This window comes from Acinetobacter sp. YH12097, from assembly GCF_013419225.1.
GTDB classification, from domain to species: domain Bacteria; phylum Pseudomonadota; class Gammaproteobacteria; order Pseudomonadales; family Moraxellaceae; genus Acinetobacter; species Acinetobacter amyesii.
Genome location: NZ_VPAN01000016.1, coordinates 57,313 through 71,941, shown reverse-complemented (window position 1 = coordinate 71,941; position 14,629 = coordinate 57,313). Strand labels below are relative to the sequence as shown.

General features: G+C 41.4%; 12 protein-coding genes. 6 read left to right on the top strand and 6 right to left on the bottom strand.

Annotated features, from left to right (window positions below):
* Window positions 1-299 precede the first annotated feature (299 nt).
* The 3 genes from ruvB to FTU37_RS08990 all read right to left on the bottom strand — a co-directional run bounded on the left by ruvB (window position 300) and on the right by FTU37_RS08990 (window position 3,608).
* On the bottom strand, window positions 300-1,307 hold the full coding sequence (gene ruvB, locus FTU37_RS09000) for a Holliday junction branch migration DNA helicase RuvB (RefSeq protein ID WP_168378058.1): 1,008 nt from the start codon (window positions 1,305-1,307) through the stop codon (window positions 300-302).
* A gap of 247 nt (window positions 1,308-1,554) precedes the next feature.
* Window positions 1,555-2,157, bottom strand: a complete 603-nt coding sequence (ruvA, locus tag FTU37_RS08995) for a Holliday junction branch migration protein RuvA (protein WP_180124211.1) — start codon at window positions 2,155-2,157, stop codon at window positions 1,555-1,557.
* A gap of 110 nt (window positions 2,158-2,267) precedes the next feature.
* Entirely contained in the window at window positions 2,268-3,608 is a 1,341-nt protein-coding gene (locus tag FTU37_RS08990) for a deoxyguanosinetriphosphate triphosphohydrolase (protein ID WP_180124210.1), read from the bottom strand.
* Window positions 3,609-4,068: 460 nt separating this feature from the next.
* On the opposite strand from FTU37_RS08990, the gene purL reads away from it, so the two are divergent.
* From purL to FTU37_RS08980, 3 genes are all read left to right on the top strand, one after another.
* Complete coding sequence (gene purL, locus FTU37_RS08985) at window positions 4,069-7,905, top strand: phosphoribosylformylglycinamidine synthase (protein ID WP_180124209.1); 3,837 nt, start codon at window positions 4,069-4,071, stop codon at window positions 7,903-7,905.
* A 326-nt stretch (window positions 7,906-8,231) separates the two neighbouring features.
* Window positions 8,232-8,360: a KGW motif small protein gene (locus FTU37_RS16710; RefSeq protein ID WP_257223191.1), complete on the top strand. Its 129-nt coding sequence runs from the start codon at window positions 8,232-8,234 to the stop codon at window positions 8,358-8,360.
* A 78-nt stretch (window positions 8,361-8,438) separates the two neighbouring features.
* The gene (locus tag FTU37_RS08980; RefSeq protein WP_180007616.1) at window positions 8,439-8,894 is read left to right on the top strand and encodes a hypothetical protein; all 456 of its coding nucleotides are present in this window, start codon (window positions 8,439-8,441) and stop codon (window positions 8,892-8,894) included.
* A gap of 39 nt (window positions 8,895-8,933) precedes the next feature.
* On the opposite strand, the gene FTU37_RS08975 is transcribed toward FTU37_RS08980, so the two are convergent.
* The gene (locus FTU37_RS08975) at window positions 8,934-10,676 is read right to left on the bottom strand and encodes an FAD-dependent monooxygenase (protein WP_180124208.1); all 1,743 of its coding nucleotides are present in this window, start codon (window positions 10,674-10,676) and stop codon (window positions 8,934-8,936) included.
* 156 nt (window positions 10,677-10,832) lie between these two features.
* Between FTU37_RS08975 and FTU37_RS08970 the strand changes: the two genes are divergently transcribed.
* Window positions 10,833-11,714 carry a LysR family transcriptional regulator gene (locus tag FTU37_RS08970; RefSeq protein ID WP_180124207.1) on the top strand — a complete coding sequence of 294 codons (882 nt, stop codon included), beginning with the start codon at window positions 10,833-10,835 and terminating at the stop codon, window positions 11,712-11,714.
* Between the two features lie 15 nt (window positions 11,715-11,729).
* Window positions 11,730-12,047, top strand: coding sequence for an NGG1p interacting factor NIF3 (locus tag FTU37_RS08965; protein ID WP_180109514.1), 318 nt, complete (start codon window positions 11,730-11,732; stop codon window positions 12,045-12,047).
* 174 nt (window positions 12,048-12,221) lie between these two features.
* Here the strand turns inward: FTU37_RS08965 and FTU37_RS08960 are convergent, their stop codons facing one another.
* Complete coding sequence (locus FTU37_RS08960) at window positions 12,222-12,995, bottom strand: nitroreductase family protein (RefSeq protein WP_180109513.1); 774 nt, start codon at window positions 12,993-12,995, stop codon at window positions 12,222-12,224.
* 96 nt (window positions 12,996-13,091) lie between these two features.
* Complete coding sequence (locus FTU37_RS08955) at window positions 13,092-13,892, bottom strand: enoyl-CoA hydratase-related protein (protein ID WP_180009958.1); 801 nt, start codon at window positions 13,890-13,892, stop codon at window positions 13,092-13,094.
* A gap of 106 nt (window positions 13,893-13,998) precedes the next feature.
* Between FTU37_RS08955 and FTU37_RS08950 the strand changes: the two genes are divergently transcribed.
* Window positions 13,999-14,568, top strand: a complete 570-nt coding sequence (locus FTU37_RS08950) for a nicotinate-nicotinamide nucleotide adenylyltransferase (protein WP_180124206.1) — start codon at window positions 13,999-14,001, stop codon at window positions 14,566-14,568.
* Window positions 14,569-14,629 lie beyond the last annotated feature (61 nt).

Below are 14,629 nucleotides of genomic sequence, written 5' to 3'. Positions count from 1 at the left end.
TTCGCAAGAGATGCGATGGATGTCTGGTGATTTGTAGTCATAAATTTTAGTCCCCACTTGTTTTTAAGTGGGGACTAAATTAAGGCTTATAGGATGAATTCATAAGGTGTGTTCAGCGGACGCTTACATATGGTTGCCTCTTTAGCTCAATTTATCGGCTGTAAATGTCAACACACCCTATTCTATTCTCAAGATTTATCATTTTAGTTTGCTGTTTGTAGTGGATTGAATTTATTTAAAAATTTAAATAAACATTCAGGGAGAATTTAACTCCCCGAAGTCGTTCAGTGAATAATCGTCTATTTATCTTTCGGCTCTGGTGGTGTCATACCAAACTGTAAATAAGCCATATTGGTGGCAATACGTCCACGCGCAGTACGCATGACATAGCCTTGCTGAATGAGGTAGGGCTCGATTACATCTTCTAGCGTCCCTGAGTCTTCTGCCATAGCAGCAGCTAGAGCTTCTACACCTGCAGGGCCACCATCAAAACGCTCTAGTAGCATTGATAAATAACGGCGGTCTAGCGTATCTAAACCATCTTTATCGACATTTAGCATGTCCAAAGCACGTTGAGCCATCTCTTGGGTTACTTCACCTGTGCCTTTGACTTGCGCATAATCACGGACCCGGCGTAATAAACGGTTTGCAATACGAGGTGTCCCACGAGCACGGCGTGCAACTTCTTGAGCACCTTCGGCGGTCATGGGCACATCCATCAAGTTGGCAGAACGAGTCACAATATGCGTTAAGTCTTTGACAGAATAGAACTCTAAACGTTGTACGATACCGAAACGGTCACGTAAAGGAGAGGTCAGTAGGCCTGCACGAGTCGTCGCTGCAACAAGAGTGAAGGGTGGTAAATCCAGTTTGATCGAACGGGCAGCAGGGCCTTCACCAATCATGATGTCGAGTTGGTAATCCTCCATCGCTGGATAGAGAATTTCCTCGATGACCGGTGAAAGACGATGGATCTCATCAATAAATAAAACATCACCTTCTTCGAGGTTGGTTAGCATTGCAGCCAAATCGCCTGCACGCTCAAGGACGGGGCCTGATGTTGATTTTAAGTTGCCGCCCATTTCACGGGCAATAATATTGGCCAGTGTGGTTTTACCTAAACCCGGTGGGCCAAAAATTAAGGTGTGATCAAGTGCTTCTTCACGGCCACGTGCAGCACCGATAAAGATTTCCATTTGTTCACGGACGACAGGCTGCCCGATGTAGTCATCAAGGGAAGTTGGGCGGATGGCGCGGTCGAAGTGGTCTTCGGGCTTTTCGGAACCACTGATAAGACGGTCTTGCATATAATTAAATCAATCTCTGGCTGAACTTTCGAGGCACAGCCTCAAGTTGTGATTTGTGTTTAAGTGCCATTGTGTAGGCATTGCTTTACTTTTGAAAGATCAAAATGAGGGCTTTTAAATATATTTAAAAGTCCGCAAGTAAATCTTGTGTTGGATTGAGGATATATCCTTATATCCCAATCCAACATGGCGACATTCATGTCGCCTTCGTGTATACAATTTAGGTGTATTGGTATGTCTATTTGAATTATTTATTCATCGACTTAAGTGCTGCACGGATAATGTCGCTGGCTTCAGTATAATCAGCTTTGACGGTATTAATTAGCTTTTGTGCTTCAATTGGCTTGTAACCTAATGATTGCAATGCCGCCTCAGCTTCGGCAACGGCAGAGTTGCCTGTAAATTGAATTTGTTCAACAGTTGAATTGGTTGGTGCAGTCCCTGAAGCCATGGCTTTAAAGCGATCACGTAACTCAATCATGAGGCGTTCAGCGGTCTTTTTGCCTACACCCGGAACTTTGACTAAAGTGTTTACATCTTCATGTTCAACCGTGTGAATCAGCATTTCAACACTTAATGTTGATAAAATGCCCAGTGCCATTTTAGGGCCTACGCCGTTAACTTTTAAAAGTGTGCGAAAAATCAGTTTTTCTTGAGCATTGCTAAATCCATACAGCAGTTGTGCATCTTCACGAACAGCCAGATGTGTCCACAGGGTAATTTTTTGACCTTTTTGTAGTTGGCAAAATGTAGAAAGTGGGGTGTCAATCTCATAGCCCACACCATTTACATTGAGTAATACTGTTGGTGCTTCCAATGCCAGCACTTCGCCAATTAAACATCCGATCATGTCATTTATTCACTTTATTTCAGTTTAGTCTGAGCTATTTGCTCAATTTCAATTTGTTGTGAGATTAGCGTGAAGGCCAGCGAATTACTAGCCTTCACATTTTTTCAGCTTTAAAAGAAACCAACTTTATTGCCTTGAAGTTCTTGTGCAAGGTTATAAGCCTGATGATCTGAAAATTTAGAGATGATATCGAGTACTTGCATAATATTGTCATAATGCGACATACCAAAATGTGCTCCTGAACGATGTAAAATAGACATCAATCGTTGCTCTTTAAAGCTCAAAGTTTTATTGGGCGTGGTCAGTGGAATAAAGGCATCCAAAATATTTTGCAAACTTTGGTGTGCAATAATTTCCAAACCTGCCTTATGCGGATGTTCAAAGATTTTATCACGAGCCAGTTCTTTGGCACGGTTAATCCCGATTTCAATATCTTCACTGCAATATTGCAATAAACTGCCTTTAAGTTGGCCAGACAAAATTTCATTATGATGACGTGCAAAAGCTGTCGTCACTTCTTCAACCAAACGCTTCATCACACGGCCACGCAAAGCGGCAATTTTCTGCTGCCAAGTGGTATCAGTCATCGCCAATTCGGCAGGTATGCCATAGTCACCGACCAAATCAAGGAAAATTGGCTCAACTTCGTTATAGTTCAACATGTTGAGGATAATGCCATCTTCAAGGTCAATTAAGGCATAACAAATGTCATCTGCGGCTTCAAGCAAATAGGTCAAAGGATGCCGACAGTAGTGATATTCACCCAGTTGAATTAAACCGAGTTGCTCTGCAATTTGCTGCAAGATGTCTTTTTCTGCTTGATAGCAGCCAAATTTAGCTCGTTGGCTCGCAGGTTTATTGCCTTGTGATGCAATGGTTTTGGATAGCCATGGGTACTTTAAGTAAGCCCCTAAGGTTGCGTAAGTTAGGCGCATACCACCATCATTCGGGTGATAGTCAATTTTAGTCAGTAAACGTAAGCCTTGTGCATTACCTTCAAACTGACGAACATCGGCTTCTTCTTCTGGGCTTAAATCTTTTAAAAAGTCTGTATGTGATGCATCATCAAACCATTCGCGAATGGCATATTCACCAGCATGCCCAAAAGGCGGATTGCCAATATCATGTGCTAAACAAGCGGCTTGAATAATCGCACCAACATCGGCAGGTGAAATCCACATCGGGAGTTCATCTTTAATTTTTTCCGCTGCCAACATCCCCAATGAACGTCCAATACAAGACACTTCTAAAGAGTGCGTCAGGCGAGTATGAATGCCATCATGTTGGGTGAGGGGATGGACTTGGGTCTTGCGGTTTAATTGTCGAAAGCTTTGCGAAAATATAATGCGGTCATAGTCTTTGTGGAAGGGGCTACGTGCCTGTTCAGAACTGTGTTTATTGCTACCAATACGAACTGTAGAAAGAAGTTCAAGCCAACGCATTTGAGTCATTTATCATTATTCAGTTATTTACTAAAAACTATGATGCCAAACTTGTGACTAAAGTAATAGTGGGTAGCGTCATAGCTTGACACTTTATTTAAGGGTATCGGTGTAGGTGTAGAATTATTCGTATTAAGGTAGGGTGTTTTTAAGATAAATATTATTCATTGGCTAGACTATTCGCTGATTCAAACCCATTGGTAATGCCGCCTTGAAAGCCTCAAAATTCTAAAATTGATATTAATTTTCGATTAATGTTTTTTACAATTTATTTTGTGCTAAGCTGCGCTGCTGTATTCAATCTTTTTGACTGAAAATAAAAACAAAATTTAAAAAATCTTGTGCCATTCTCGAACAGAAAATGCTTTTCCCATCTAGCTGATTTCACCAATACACAGTAGAATATGCGCTCTCTTCAAGTCACATTGCGGCTTGGTTCAAAAGACCAGCCCGTGGAGCCAAAATCAGCATGTTTATCGTGGCCGGTGCACCAGCACACTCTTCTTTTAAGAAAACGCAACTATTAACACGTCTATCTTCGATTAGTTCTGTTCAAGAAATTGAAAGCCAATTGGTCTATCTATTTGACCAAACGCTCAGCGAACAGCAACAGCAATCTGCTTTACAGCTGCTTAATGATGGTCAATCTTTTGAATTGCGCCAGCCAGCAAGTGATGAAGTCCAAATATTAGTGACGCCACGCGTTGGGACAATCTCTCCGTGGTCGTCGAAGGCAACAGACATTTTCGCCAACTGTAATACACCGGTTCATCGCCTTGAACGCGGTGTTTTGTTTACTTTGAAGGGCGTAAATGCTGTTTCTGATGAAGTAAAACTAGCATTACATGACCGCATGACCGAAAGTGTTTTCAATCAAATTGAAGAAGCGACTGCGCTGTTCTCTGAAACTGAACCAAAGCCGTTAAATGCAATTGATATTTTAGGTCAAGGCAAAGACGCTTTAGTGAAAGCAAACTCTGAATTTGGTTTTGCACTATCTGACGAAGAAATTGATTATTTAGTTGCAGCGTTTAACAAGCTTGGCCGTAACCCGCATGACATCGAATTGATGATGTTTGCTCAAGCAAACTCTGAGCACTGCCGTCATAAAATCTTTGGTTCAGAATGGACAATTGATGGCGAAGTTCAGCCATTGTCATTGTTCCAAATGATTAAAAACACTTATAAAGAATCTCCAGATGACGTTTTGTCTGCATATAAAGACAACGCATCAGTGATCGTGGGCTTTGACACTCAACGTTTCTATCCGAAAAAAGACGAAGAAACAGGTCAGCACGTTTACAAATATAAGAGCCAAGCTGCTCACATCTTAATGAAGGTGGAAACGCATAACCATCCGACAGCAATTGCGCCATTTGCGGGTGCTGCGACAGGTTCAGGCGGTGAAATCCGTGATGAAGGCGCAACTGGCCGTGGCGGTAAGCCAAAAGCAGGTTTAACAGGTTTCACTGTTTCTAACTTGAACATTCCTGGCTTTGAACAGCCTTGGGAAGAAAACTACGGCAAGCCGTCTCGTATGGCATCTCCGCTTCAAATTATGATTGAAGGCCCATTGGGTGGCGCTGCGTTTAACAACGAATTCGGTCGTCCTGCTTTAAATGGTTACTTCCGTACGTTTGAACAAAATGTAAATGGCGACGTAAAAGGCTTCCATAAGCCAATTATGATTGCCGGCGGTTACGGTAACATCCGTCCTGATCATGTAGAAAAAGATGCGATTCAACCAGGCGATTTACTCATCGTACTGGGTGGTCCTGCAATGCTCATCGGCTTAGGTGGCGGTGCAGCGTCTTCTGTAGACAGCGGTAAGTTGGGTGAAAACCTAGACTTTGCATCTGTACAGCGTGAAAACCCAGAAATGGAACGCCGTTGCCAAGAAGTCATCGATGCGTGCTGGCGCATGGAAGATCATAACCCAATCGTGTCTGTACATGACGTAGGCGCGGGCGGTATCTCAAATGCAATGCCTGAACTTGTGAACGATCATGAGTTAGGTGCAATTCTTGATCTTCGTAAAATTCCATCATTGGAAAAAGGCATGTCTCCAATGGAGATCTGGTCGAACGAAGCACAAGAGCGTTATGTATTGGCCATTCGTCCAAGCTCATTAGAATTATTTGAATCACTGTGCGCACGTGAACGCTGCCCATTCGCCGTACTTGGTGAAGCAACTGAAGCGCGTCAATTAACAGTGAACGATCCATTGTTCGGCAACAAAGCTGTGGATATGCCAATGCAAGTGATGCTTGGCGGTACACCGCGTATGAGCCGTTCATACGAAACCATTGAACGTAAAGGCGATGACTTTACTGCTGAAACAGTAACAGATTTGAAAGATGCGATTTACCGCGTTCTTAAGAATCCAACTGTTGCATCTAAATCGTTCCTCATCACCATTGGTGACCGTTCGATTACAGGTATGGTTGCACGTGATCAGTTCGTCGGTAAGTGGCAAGTGCCTGTAGCGGATGCTGCAGTAACAACGACTAGCCTTGTTGGTTATACAGGTGAAGCGATGGCAATGGGTGAGCGTCCACCAGTTGCGTTGTTGAATCCTGCTGCTTCTGCACGTTTATCTGTAGCAGAATCAATTTCAAACATCATGTCTGCAAAAATCGACCAGATCAGTGACATTAAATTGTCTGCAAACTGGATGGCTGCAGCAGGTCAACCGGGTGAAGACCAAGCGCTATTCGAAGGCGTTAAAGCCATCGGTATGGAAATGTGTCCTGCTTTAGGTATCGCAATTCCTGTAGGTAAAGACTCATTGTCTATGCGTACAACTTGGAATGATGACGGTGTTGATAAATCTGTAACATCTCCTATGACAGGCGTGATCACTGCATTTGCACCTGTGACTGATGTTCGCAAAACACTTACACCTGAACTTAAAAATATCGAGTCTGTACTGGTACGTATTGATTTGTCTAAAGGTCAATTCCGTCTTGGCGGTTCGATCCTTGCTCAGGTTTATAAAGCAATTGGTTCTGTAACACCTGACGTAGACAGCTTCGATGACTTCAAAGCATTCTTTGCATTGGTTCAAGACTGGAACAACCGTGGTCTAATCAAGGCTTACCATGACATCGGTGATGGCGGTCTATTGGCAACTGTTGCAGAAATGATGTTCGCTTCACGCCTAGGTGTAGCACTTGAAGATCAATCTACTGCAAGCTTGTTTGCAGAAGAAATTGGTGCAGTTCTTCAAATCAGCAAAGCGGATTGGGCTGCATTAGAAGCTGAAGTCGCTGCATCATCAATTAAAGATGCAATTGCAGTAGTAGGTACTGTAAACGATACAGATACTTTAACTGTAAATGGTTTGAGCTTAGACCGTGCTGAATTACAGCAAGCATGGACTGAAGTGTCACATCAAATCCAACGTCTGCGTGATAACGTAGAAACTGCGGATCAAGAATATGCGTTAATCGCAGATAAATCACATGCAGGTTTAATTGCAAAACCAACATTTGATTTGAACGAGCCTATCGAAGCACCGTACATCAATGAACGCCGTCCAAACATGGTGATTCTGCGTGAACAAGGTGTCAATGGTCATGTAGAGATGGCTGCTGCATTCGATAAAGTCGGCTTCAACACTGTAGACGTACACATGAGCGACTTGCTTGCTGGCCGTATCAGTCTTGATGACTTTGAAGGCTTAGTGGCATGTGGCGGTTTCTCTTACGGTGACGTATTGGGTGCAGGCGGCGGTTGGGCTAAATCTGTATTGTTCAATCCTAAACTTCGTGACCAATTTGAGAAATTCTTTAACCGTGACGAAACATTTTCCCTAGGTATTTGTAACGGCTGTCAAATGCTGTCTCAGCTTGCACCATTAATTCCAGGTGCAGAAGCTTGGCCTCGTTTCCACCGCAATACTTCAGAGATGTTTGAAGCTCGTGCTGTCAACGTGCGCGTTGAAAAATCAAATTCTGTACTGTTAGAAGGTATGGAAGGTTCGATTCTTCCTATCGCTGTAGCACATGGTGAAGGTCGTGTGGTTACAAGCGCAGAAAACATTGCAGCACTCAATGCTGGAGATCAAGTGATCTTGCGTTATGTAGACAGCCAAGGTAACCCAACACAACATTACCCAATGAACCCGAATGGTTCGCCAGAAGCGATTTCAGGTGTAACGTCTAAAGACGGTCGTGCAACGATTATGATGCCACATCCTGAACGTAACTTCCGTGCCATTCAGCATTCTTGGAAACCAGAAGATTGGGATCAAGATGGTGCATGGTTACGTATGTTCCGTAATGCCCGTAAATTTATTGGTTAATCTTAGATAGATGAATCATAGAAAAGAGCCGCCTTCGGGTGGCTTTTTTATGGTTAAAATTTACCAAAAGATATATTAATTATTGTGAATGCTTGTTTTTACACATATAATCGCTTTCGATTTTTAACCACCTACGGGTGGTTTTTTGTTGGTTTTTAAATTTTATTTCTCCCGCTGAACTTGGTTTAGATTTTGCTTTTATATTTGTGGAATCATGCTAGTGTGTATTTTATGCACAATAACTATGCAAGATAAAAGATAGCAAGATAAAAGAAAGATGGATAACTAAACGAGTTCAGTATCAACACTCATGATGAGGTGATGACATGATTAAAACAGTGGAATATTCGGCAGTGGATAAGTCTGCGTTGCGTAGAAAGGGCTGGAAGCTTTTTGGTGCAGTCGTGTGTTTGCAGTTGGTGTTTTTAGTTTTGGGTTATGTTTTACAGATGTAATATTTGAACAATTGAAACCGCCGTGAGGCGGTTTTTTATGTAAACTAATGCATAATTAAAAAACTGCAAAAATTAATAATGAGCTTTAAACAATTTGTATTATTAAAAGATATAAAAATATTTTTACTTTTAGGCTTTATGTTTCCGTCAACATTGTTAAGTGGGTGCTTTCCTATTTTAAAAACGAAGCATCCGAAAATTAATATAACTGTTATCAATGAGCAAAATGAAAAGTTGGACGATGCAGAAGTATTTTTAAATCTTACAACATGGCAAGGCAAGTCTTTTACTGAATCTACATTAAAAAAAACACAGGACGGAATTGCTACATTTTCTGCAGAGAAAAGTTTGCAATTTATTCATATATTTCCAGCAAAATATAGTTGGTCGATTTGCGTTTATAAAAATGGATATAGTCAAAATAGTTTTGTGCCAAAAAGTTCAAATAATCGAACACAAAATTTAGTATTGTTGTTAGATAAAGCTGAATTAGGTGTAGAAAAAAAACAACATTGTTGGAAAGAAAAATCCTAAAATATTGAATTAATAAAACCACCCGAAGGTGGTTTTTGATTAAATAGCCAATTGGATCTGCTTTAACACCGCCTTCAACGTATTTTCATAATCAAAAGCAGCATTAGTACTGTCTTGGTATCGCCAAGCGACATAACCATCTGGACGAACTAAGACAGCGCCTGATTCATGGATTTCAGATTTCGCATTCCATGTCCCATAAACGTCACGATATTCACGTGATCCAATTTGAATCACATCTAAATAAGGTAGATTCAACGATTCAGCAGCAGATTTCCAACCTTTGCCTGAAAGACCTGTCAGTAGGGTGAAACGACCATGCCCTGTAATATCTAACGTTGATTGCTTATCGCCTTTGGCATCAATAATCCAAGTATGTGGAACTTTAGCCCCCGGACGCGTGGTTGCTTGCAAGTAAAGCTGTTGATCTTTGGCAAAGATCTCAGGTTCAGATTCAGCAATCATGGCATTGGATGTATAGCGCTGATTCAACTCTACACCTTGGGCATTAAACTCAAAGTTTTTAATTTCTAAGGCTTGATATAGCTTTTGACGAATTTCTGCAGCTTGTTCATCTTCCGCAAAAATACGTTGCATCATTTGAGCTTGAGTTGTGATGCCTTGGTCAAAGCCAAATACCTCTTTGAGATGCTTATAGTCAAAGCGAGATTGATTGGCACGCGCCACGATTTGCTTGCCGACAGGCGCACGCTCAGTGGTATAAGATTCAAGTAGAGTTGGAGCAGCCCAACCTTTGATGGCATACGCCAATTTCCAACCGAGGTTAAAGGCATCTTGCATACAGGTATTTGAACCTAAGCCACTTGATGGTGGATGACGATGCACCGCATCACCACCGCAGAATACACGACCTTTTGAATATTCAGTTGCCCATGTTTGGTTCACATACCAATAAGATAGTTTTTGAATCTCGACATTTTCAATTTCAGCACCGACAAAGGCATTTAAACGACCACGCACTTGCTCTTCGGTGACTTGTGGTTCACCTTTGGAAATATCAAAGCCCCAACCCATAATCCATTCATTCCACGGTGTAATGGCACGGAGTAAGCCCATGCCCAGATCACCAAAGCTGGCTTCAGGATTGACAATCCATTGCAAAATGGCAGGGCGGTGTTGCACATATTTGGAAAGATCAGCTTTAAACGTGACATAGACTGTACCTGCGCGAGACATCACCCCTTCCAGGGGTAAATCAAGCTGTTCAAGGACTTTGGATTTTGCCCCATCCATACCGACCAAATATTTGGCACGTAAGCTGAATTCAGTATTTGTAATACGATTTAAAAAGGTTGCTGTTACACCATGCTCATCTTGCACATGGGACAAATATTCAGTATTAAAATTATAAATTGCACCACGTTCAGCCGCATTTTTTACCAACAAAGCTTCCATTTTCGGCTGAATGAGATCGACCAATGGACAAGGACTGCCTTTAATATAATCGCCATGACGTTCATCACCGGTTCCCCAAGCACTCATACGGGCAATTTCTTCACCGACAAGGCTCGTGGTAATGAGGCTTTCACCCATCTGTTCCCAAGGCGTTACAATTTTTTTGACCTGTTCTTCGATACCTAAGTCACGCAACACTTCCATCGCACGTTGGTTGGTAATATGGGCACGCGGACTATTGGCTAACCAATTAAATTGGGTAAAAAGCTGAACCTGTATGCCGTAATTTGCCAAGGCCAAACCTAAAGTAGAACCTGCAGGCCCTGTGCCAATAATCAGAACATCGGTATCGAATTGCTGTGTCATACAAAACTCCATGTGTATGTGAAGCGCAAACTTGGAATAGTCCGAAGTCTAGGCAAATGATTTTCCGAGTAGAATGGATATTCATATAAACTATAGATCTATTGGTATTTTGACTGCATGACACGGGTGATGTAGTAAGTATGTGGAGTGAAGCGAATGGAATTACGACATTTACATTATTTTGTGACGGTGGCGAAAGAACAGAGCTTTACCAAGGCAGCGGAAAAACTATTTACAGCACAACCATCGCTTAGTCAGCAAATTAAAGACTTAGAGCAAGAGGTTGGGGTGCAATTATTTGAACGTTCTGCTCGCAAAGTTTTACTGACCGATGAAGGGCAGGCTTTTCTGAAATATTCCGAGCAAGCACTAGAAAATGCCAAACAAGCTGTAGCTGCAGCTCGCCACGTGGCGCAAGCCAAAAATAATCAAATACATATTGGCTTTTTAAATGTCGCAGAATTGAAAATTATGCCGAGTATTTTGGCGCAATTAAAACAACATATCCCTGATTTAAAAATTCATTTACATAGCTTGACGTGTACAGAGCAAATCCAAAAACTTAAAAATACCGAATTGGATATTAGCTTTACTCGTCATCACTTAATTCATGACGACTTCACCAATATTCAGGTTTTAAGTGAGCAGATTTATCTAGTCGGTGCAGCGCATTTGCATCCATCAGATCGCATCTTAAAACTTCAAGAGTTAAAAAATCACACCATTATTATGTGTGAACAAAATGCTTCTCCTGTGTTTTACGATACCTTAAATGCCTTGATTCCTTTTGATCAGCAACAACATGATCACATGCTGTGGGTGACCAATGTCATGCAGCATTTAAATTTGATTAATATGGGTATGGGGCTGAGTTTTGTGCCCGAATATTTACTGAAGTTTTTAAATGATTCGGTCAAAGTCATTCAAACAGATATGGAATTACCGAAACTAGGTTTATATGCTACCTATCCGCATGCATCGAATAATACGGCATTGAAAATGATTTGCAGTGCTTTAAATGATGTGACTGCACAATAGCGTCTGGAATAGTCAATGTTAAAACTAATTTATTATGTACCTGAGTCTCACCTAGAGTCGACTAAACTGGCTGTTTTTGAAGCTGGAGCAGGCGGTATAGGCAACTATGAACACTGCGCTTGGCAGGTGTTAGGTACAGGGCAATTTAAACCTGTAAAAGGCGCAAATCCTTTTATTGGTGAGTTGGATCAGCTGGAGTCTATCCCTGAATGGCGAGTGGAAACCATCGTGCCTGAAGAGAAGGCGAGTGAGGTCGCAAGGTCTTTAAAAGTAAGTCATCCTTATGAAGAGCCGGCATTTGAGTTTATTCAAATGGTGGATGTAAGTTTTTAATTCATAATGAAAGTTCCCTCTCCTTTTAAAGGAGAGGGTTAGGGAGAGGATTTATCAGATTATGCCCCTCATCTTCTTACGAAGAATGCTCCTCTTCCCGAAGGGAGACGGGACTTACCTAATATTTAAAGTTATGCAGTCAATTGCGGTTGTGACTAGTCTTTTGAAAGCAAATTATATCTTCTGAATAAACAGCTCACGGTCAAAACGATACTGCGGGAAGAATACACCATCTTTAGCACGTTCACCTGCACCAATCACCATCACTGGGTATTGCTGAGCATTTAATCTTAAAATCTTCTTCACCAAAGGTTCATCAAAACCTTCCATCATACAACTGTCAAAACCATAGGCACGTAAAGCCAAAACTAAGTTTTCACAAGCCAATGCTGTGGTTTTGCTCGCCCAAAGTTTTGCATCTGCTTCATTAAATGCTGTTACAGGCAATTGTTTATCCAGTGTACGTGCAACTTTGAAAGCAACTTTCTTAAAGTTACCTAGGGCGTTGAAGTAGCCTGTCTTATAGTTATAAGGAATGAACTTGTAATACTTCTGCACAGCTGCAGGTGCTTCAGGGAATGGAAATTCGGAAATATTACGTTTAGCCATTTCATCTACACGGTCGGTACGCGCGACACAGACAATCAATTCAGCAGCAGTTTTTGCAGCTAGTTGCCCTAGGCAAGCTTTCACTAATTGTTTTTTCTTTGTAGGGTTTTGAACGACGTAGAATGTCCACGGTTGTAAATTCGATGAATTGGGTGCAAGTAAGGCGAGGTCTAAGCATTCATCTAAAACATCGTTTGGAATGGCCTTGTCGGTAAACTTACGTACAGAACGACGGCTTTGTACAATTTTTTTAAAATTCTCGATATCGATGCCTTCAGGCGCAGGCTCGTAGTAGCGTTTCTTTTCAGGTTTAGTTTCAGTTTGTGATGCTGCAGTCATGTGGAAACATCCAGTTTTTAAATTTAGAAAATAGATTGGGGCTAAGATGAAAAAAACCACCCAAATATGAGTGGTTTTTTACGTTCCATTAAAACATTAATTGAACTGAGAGAAGTCAGGTTTGCGTTTTTGCATAAAGGCTGCAACAGCTTCCATCATTTCTGGAGAACCTACTCGATCCATGAAAATCTCAGCTTCATGGTCAATCCATGCCACGATTTCATCTACATTATGTTTCATTAATGCTTTTGATTGAACCAAAGACGCTAGTGGAAGTGCAGATAACTGTGCTGCTTTTTTCGCAGCTGTCGCATAAGCATCTTCTTCAATGCTATTGACCAAATTTGCTGAAAGCGCTGTCGCACTATCAAACTTCTGAGCAGTTAACAGTAATTCCGCCGCTTTATGGTAGCCGGCTTGTTGAACCAATAGCTTGCTCGATGCACCTTCAGGCGATAGACCAAGGCTCACAAACGGAATTTGGAATAGGGCAGTATTGTCGCTGTAGACTAGATCGCAATGAAGCAGAATCGTAACACCAATCCCAATGGCAACACCGCGAACCGCAGCAATCAGCGGCTTAGAAAATTGAGCAGCAGATTTTAATAAAATGAACGGTGCGCCTTCAGAAGCTGGAGCTTGCCCTTTTTGAGCAGCAGATTTCATAAAATCTTGCATGTCATTGCCCGCACTGAAGTCCGCATCTTGACCACGGAGTACAACTACACGCACTGAAGTATCTTCATCAGCTTCATCTAATGCTTTTGCAATCCACAGATATAATTCTGTATACAGCGCGTTCTTCGCCTGAGGTCGGTTAATGGCTAAGGTCAGTACGCCATTGTCCAAATTCGCATTCAAATGTTCATGGGGTTGTTGAATACAGCTCAGTGTCATCGTACTATCCTTGCGTAAAAGTTTCGTTTTGATTTTATGCTCGACATTATGTCGCATATTTCAGCCTGTGGCACAACTGCTCAGTTCATAAAAAGTTTGATTTGATATGAAATATACATTTGATTATTTGGTTTTCATTGGCCGTTTTCAGCCGTTCCATTTAGCACATCTAGAAACCATTAAAATTGCCTTGCAACAAAGTCAATATGTACTTTTGGCACTGGGCTCAGCGCAAAATGAACGTAATATCAAAAATCCTTTTTTGGCTGTAGAGCGTGAACAAATGATTTTGTCGAATTTTTCAGAGCAAGATCAGAAGCGAATCAAGTTTGTGCATGTGATTGATGTATATAACGATGAAAAATGGCAAAAGTTAGTCAAATCTTTGGTAAATGATGTTGTTGAAACGAATGCAAAAGTCGGTTTGATCGGGCATTTTAAAGATGATTCTTCTTATTATTTAAAATTCTTCCCAGAATGGGAAATGGTTGAGTTGGATAGTCTAGAAGGTGCTATCTCTGCGACACCGGTACGAGAGGCGTATTATCGTGGTGAAATTCAGCATGATGCTTTTCCTCAAGGTACCGTCGAATTTTTGCAAAAATTTCAACAGACGGACATTTATAAACAACTTCAACACAAATTTATGACTCAGGATAAAACAAATCTGCTATAAAAAAGCGCTAAAATTTCTAGTACTACAATGGAGTAAAAAATAAACGTTGTAGTGATTTTTG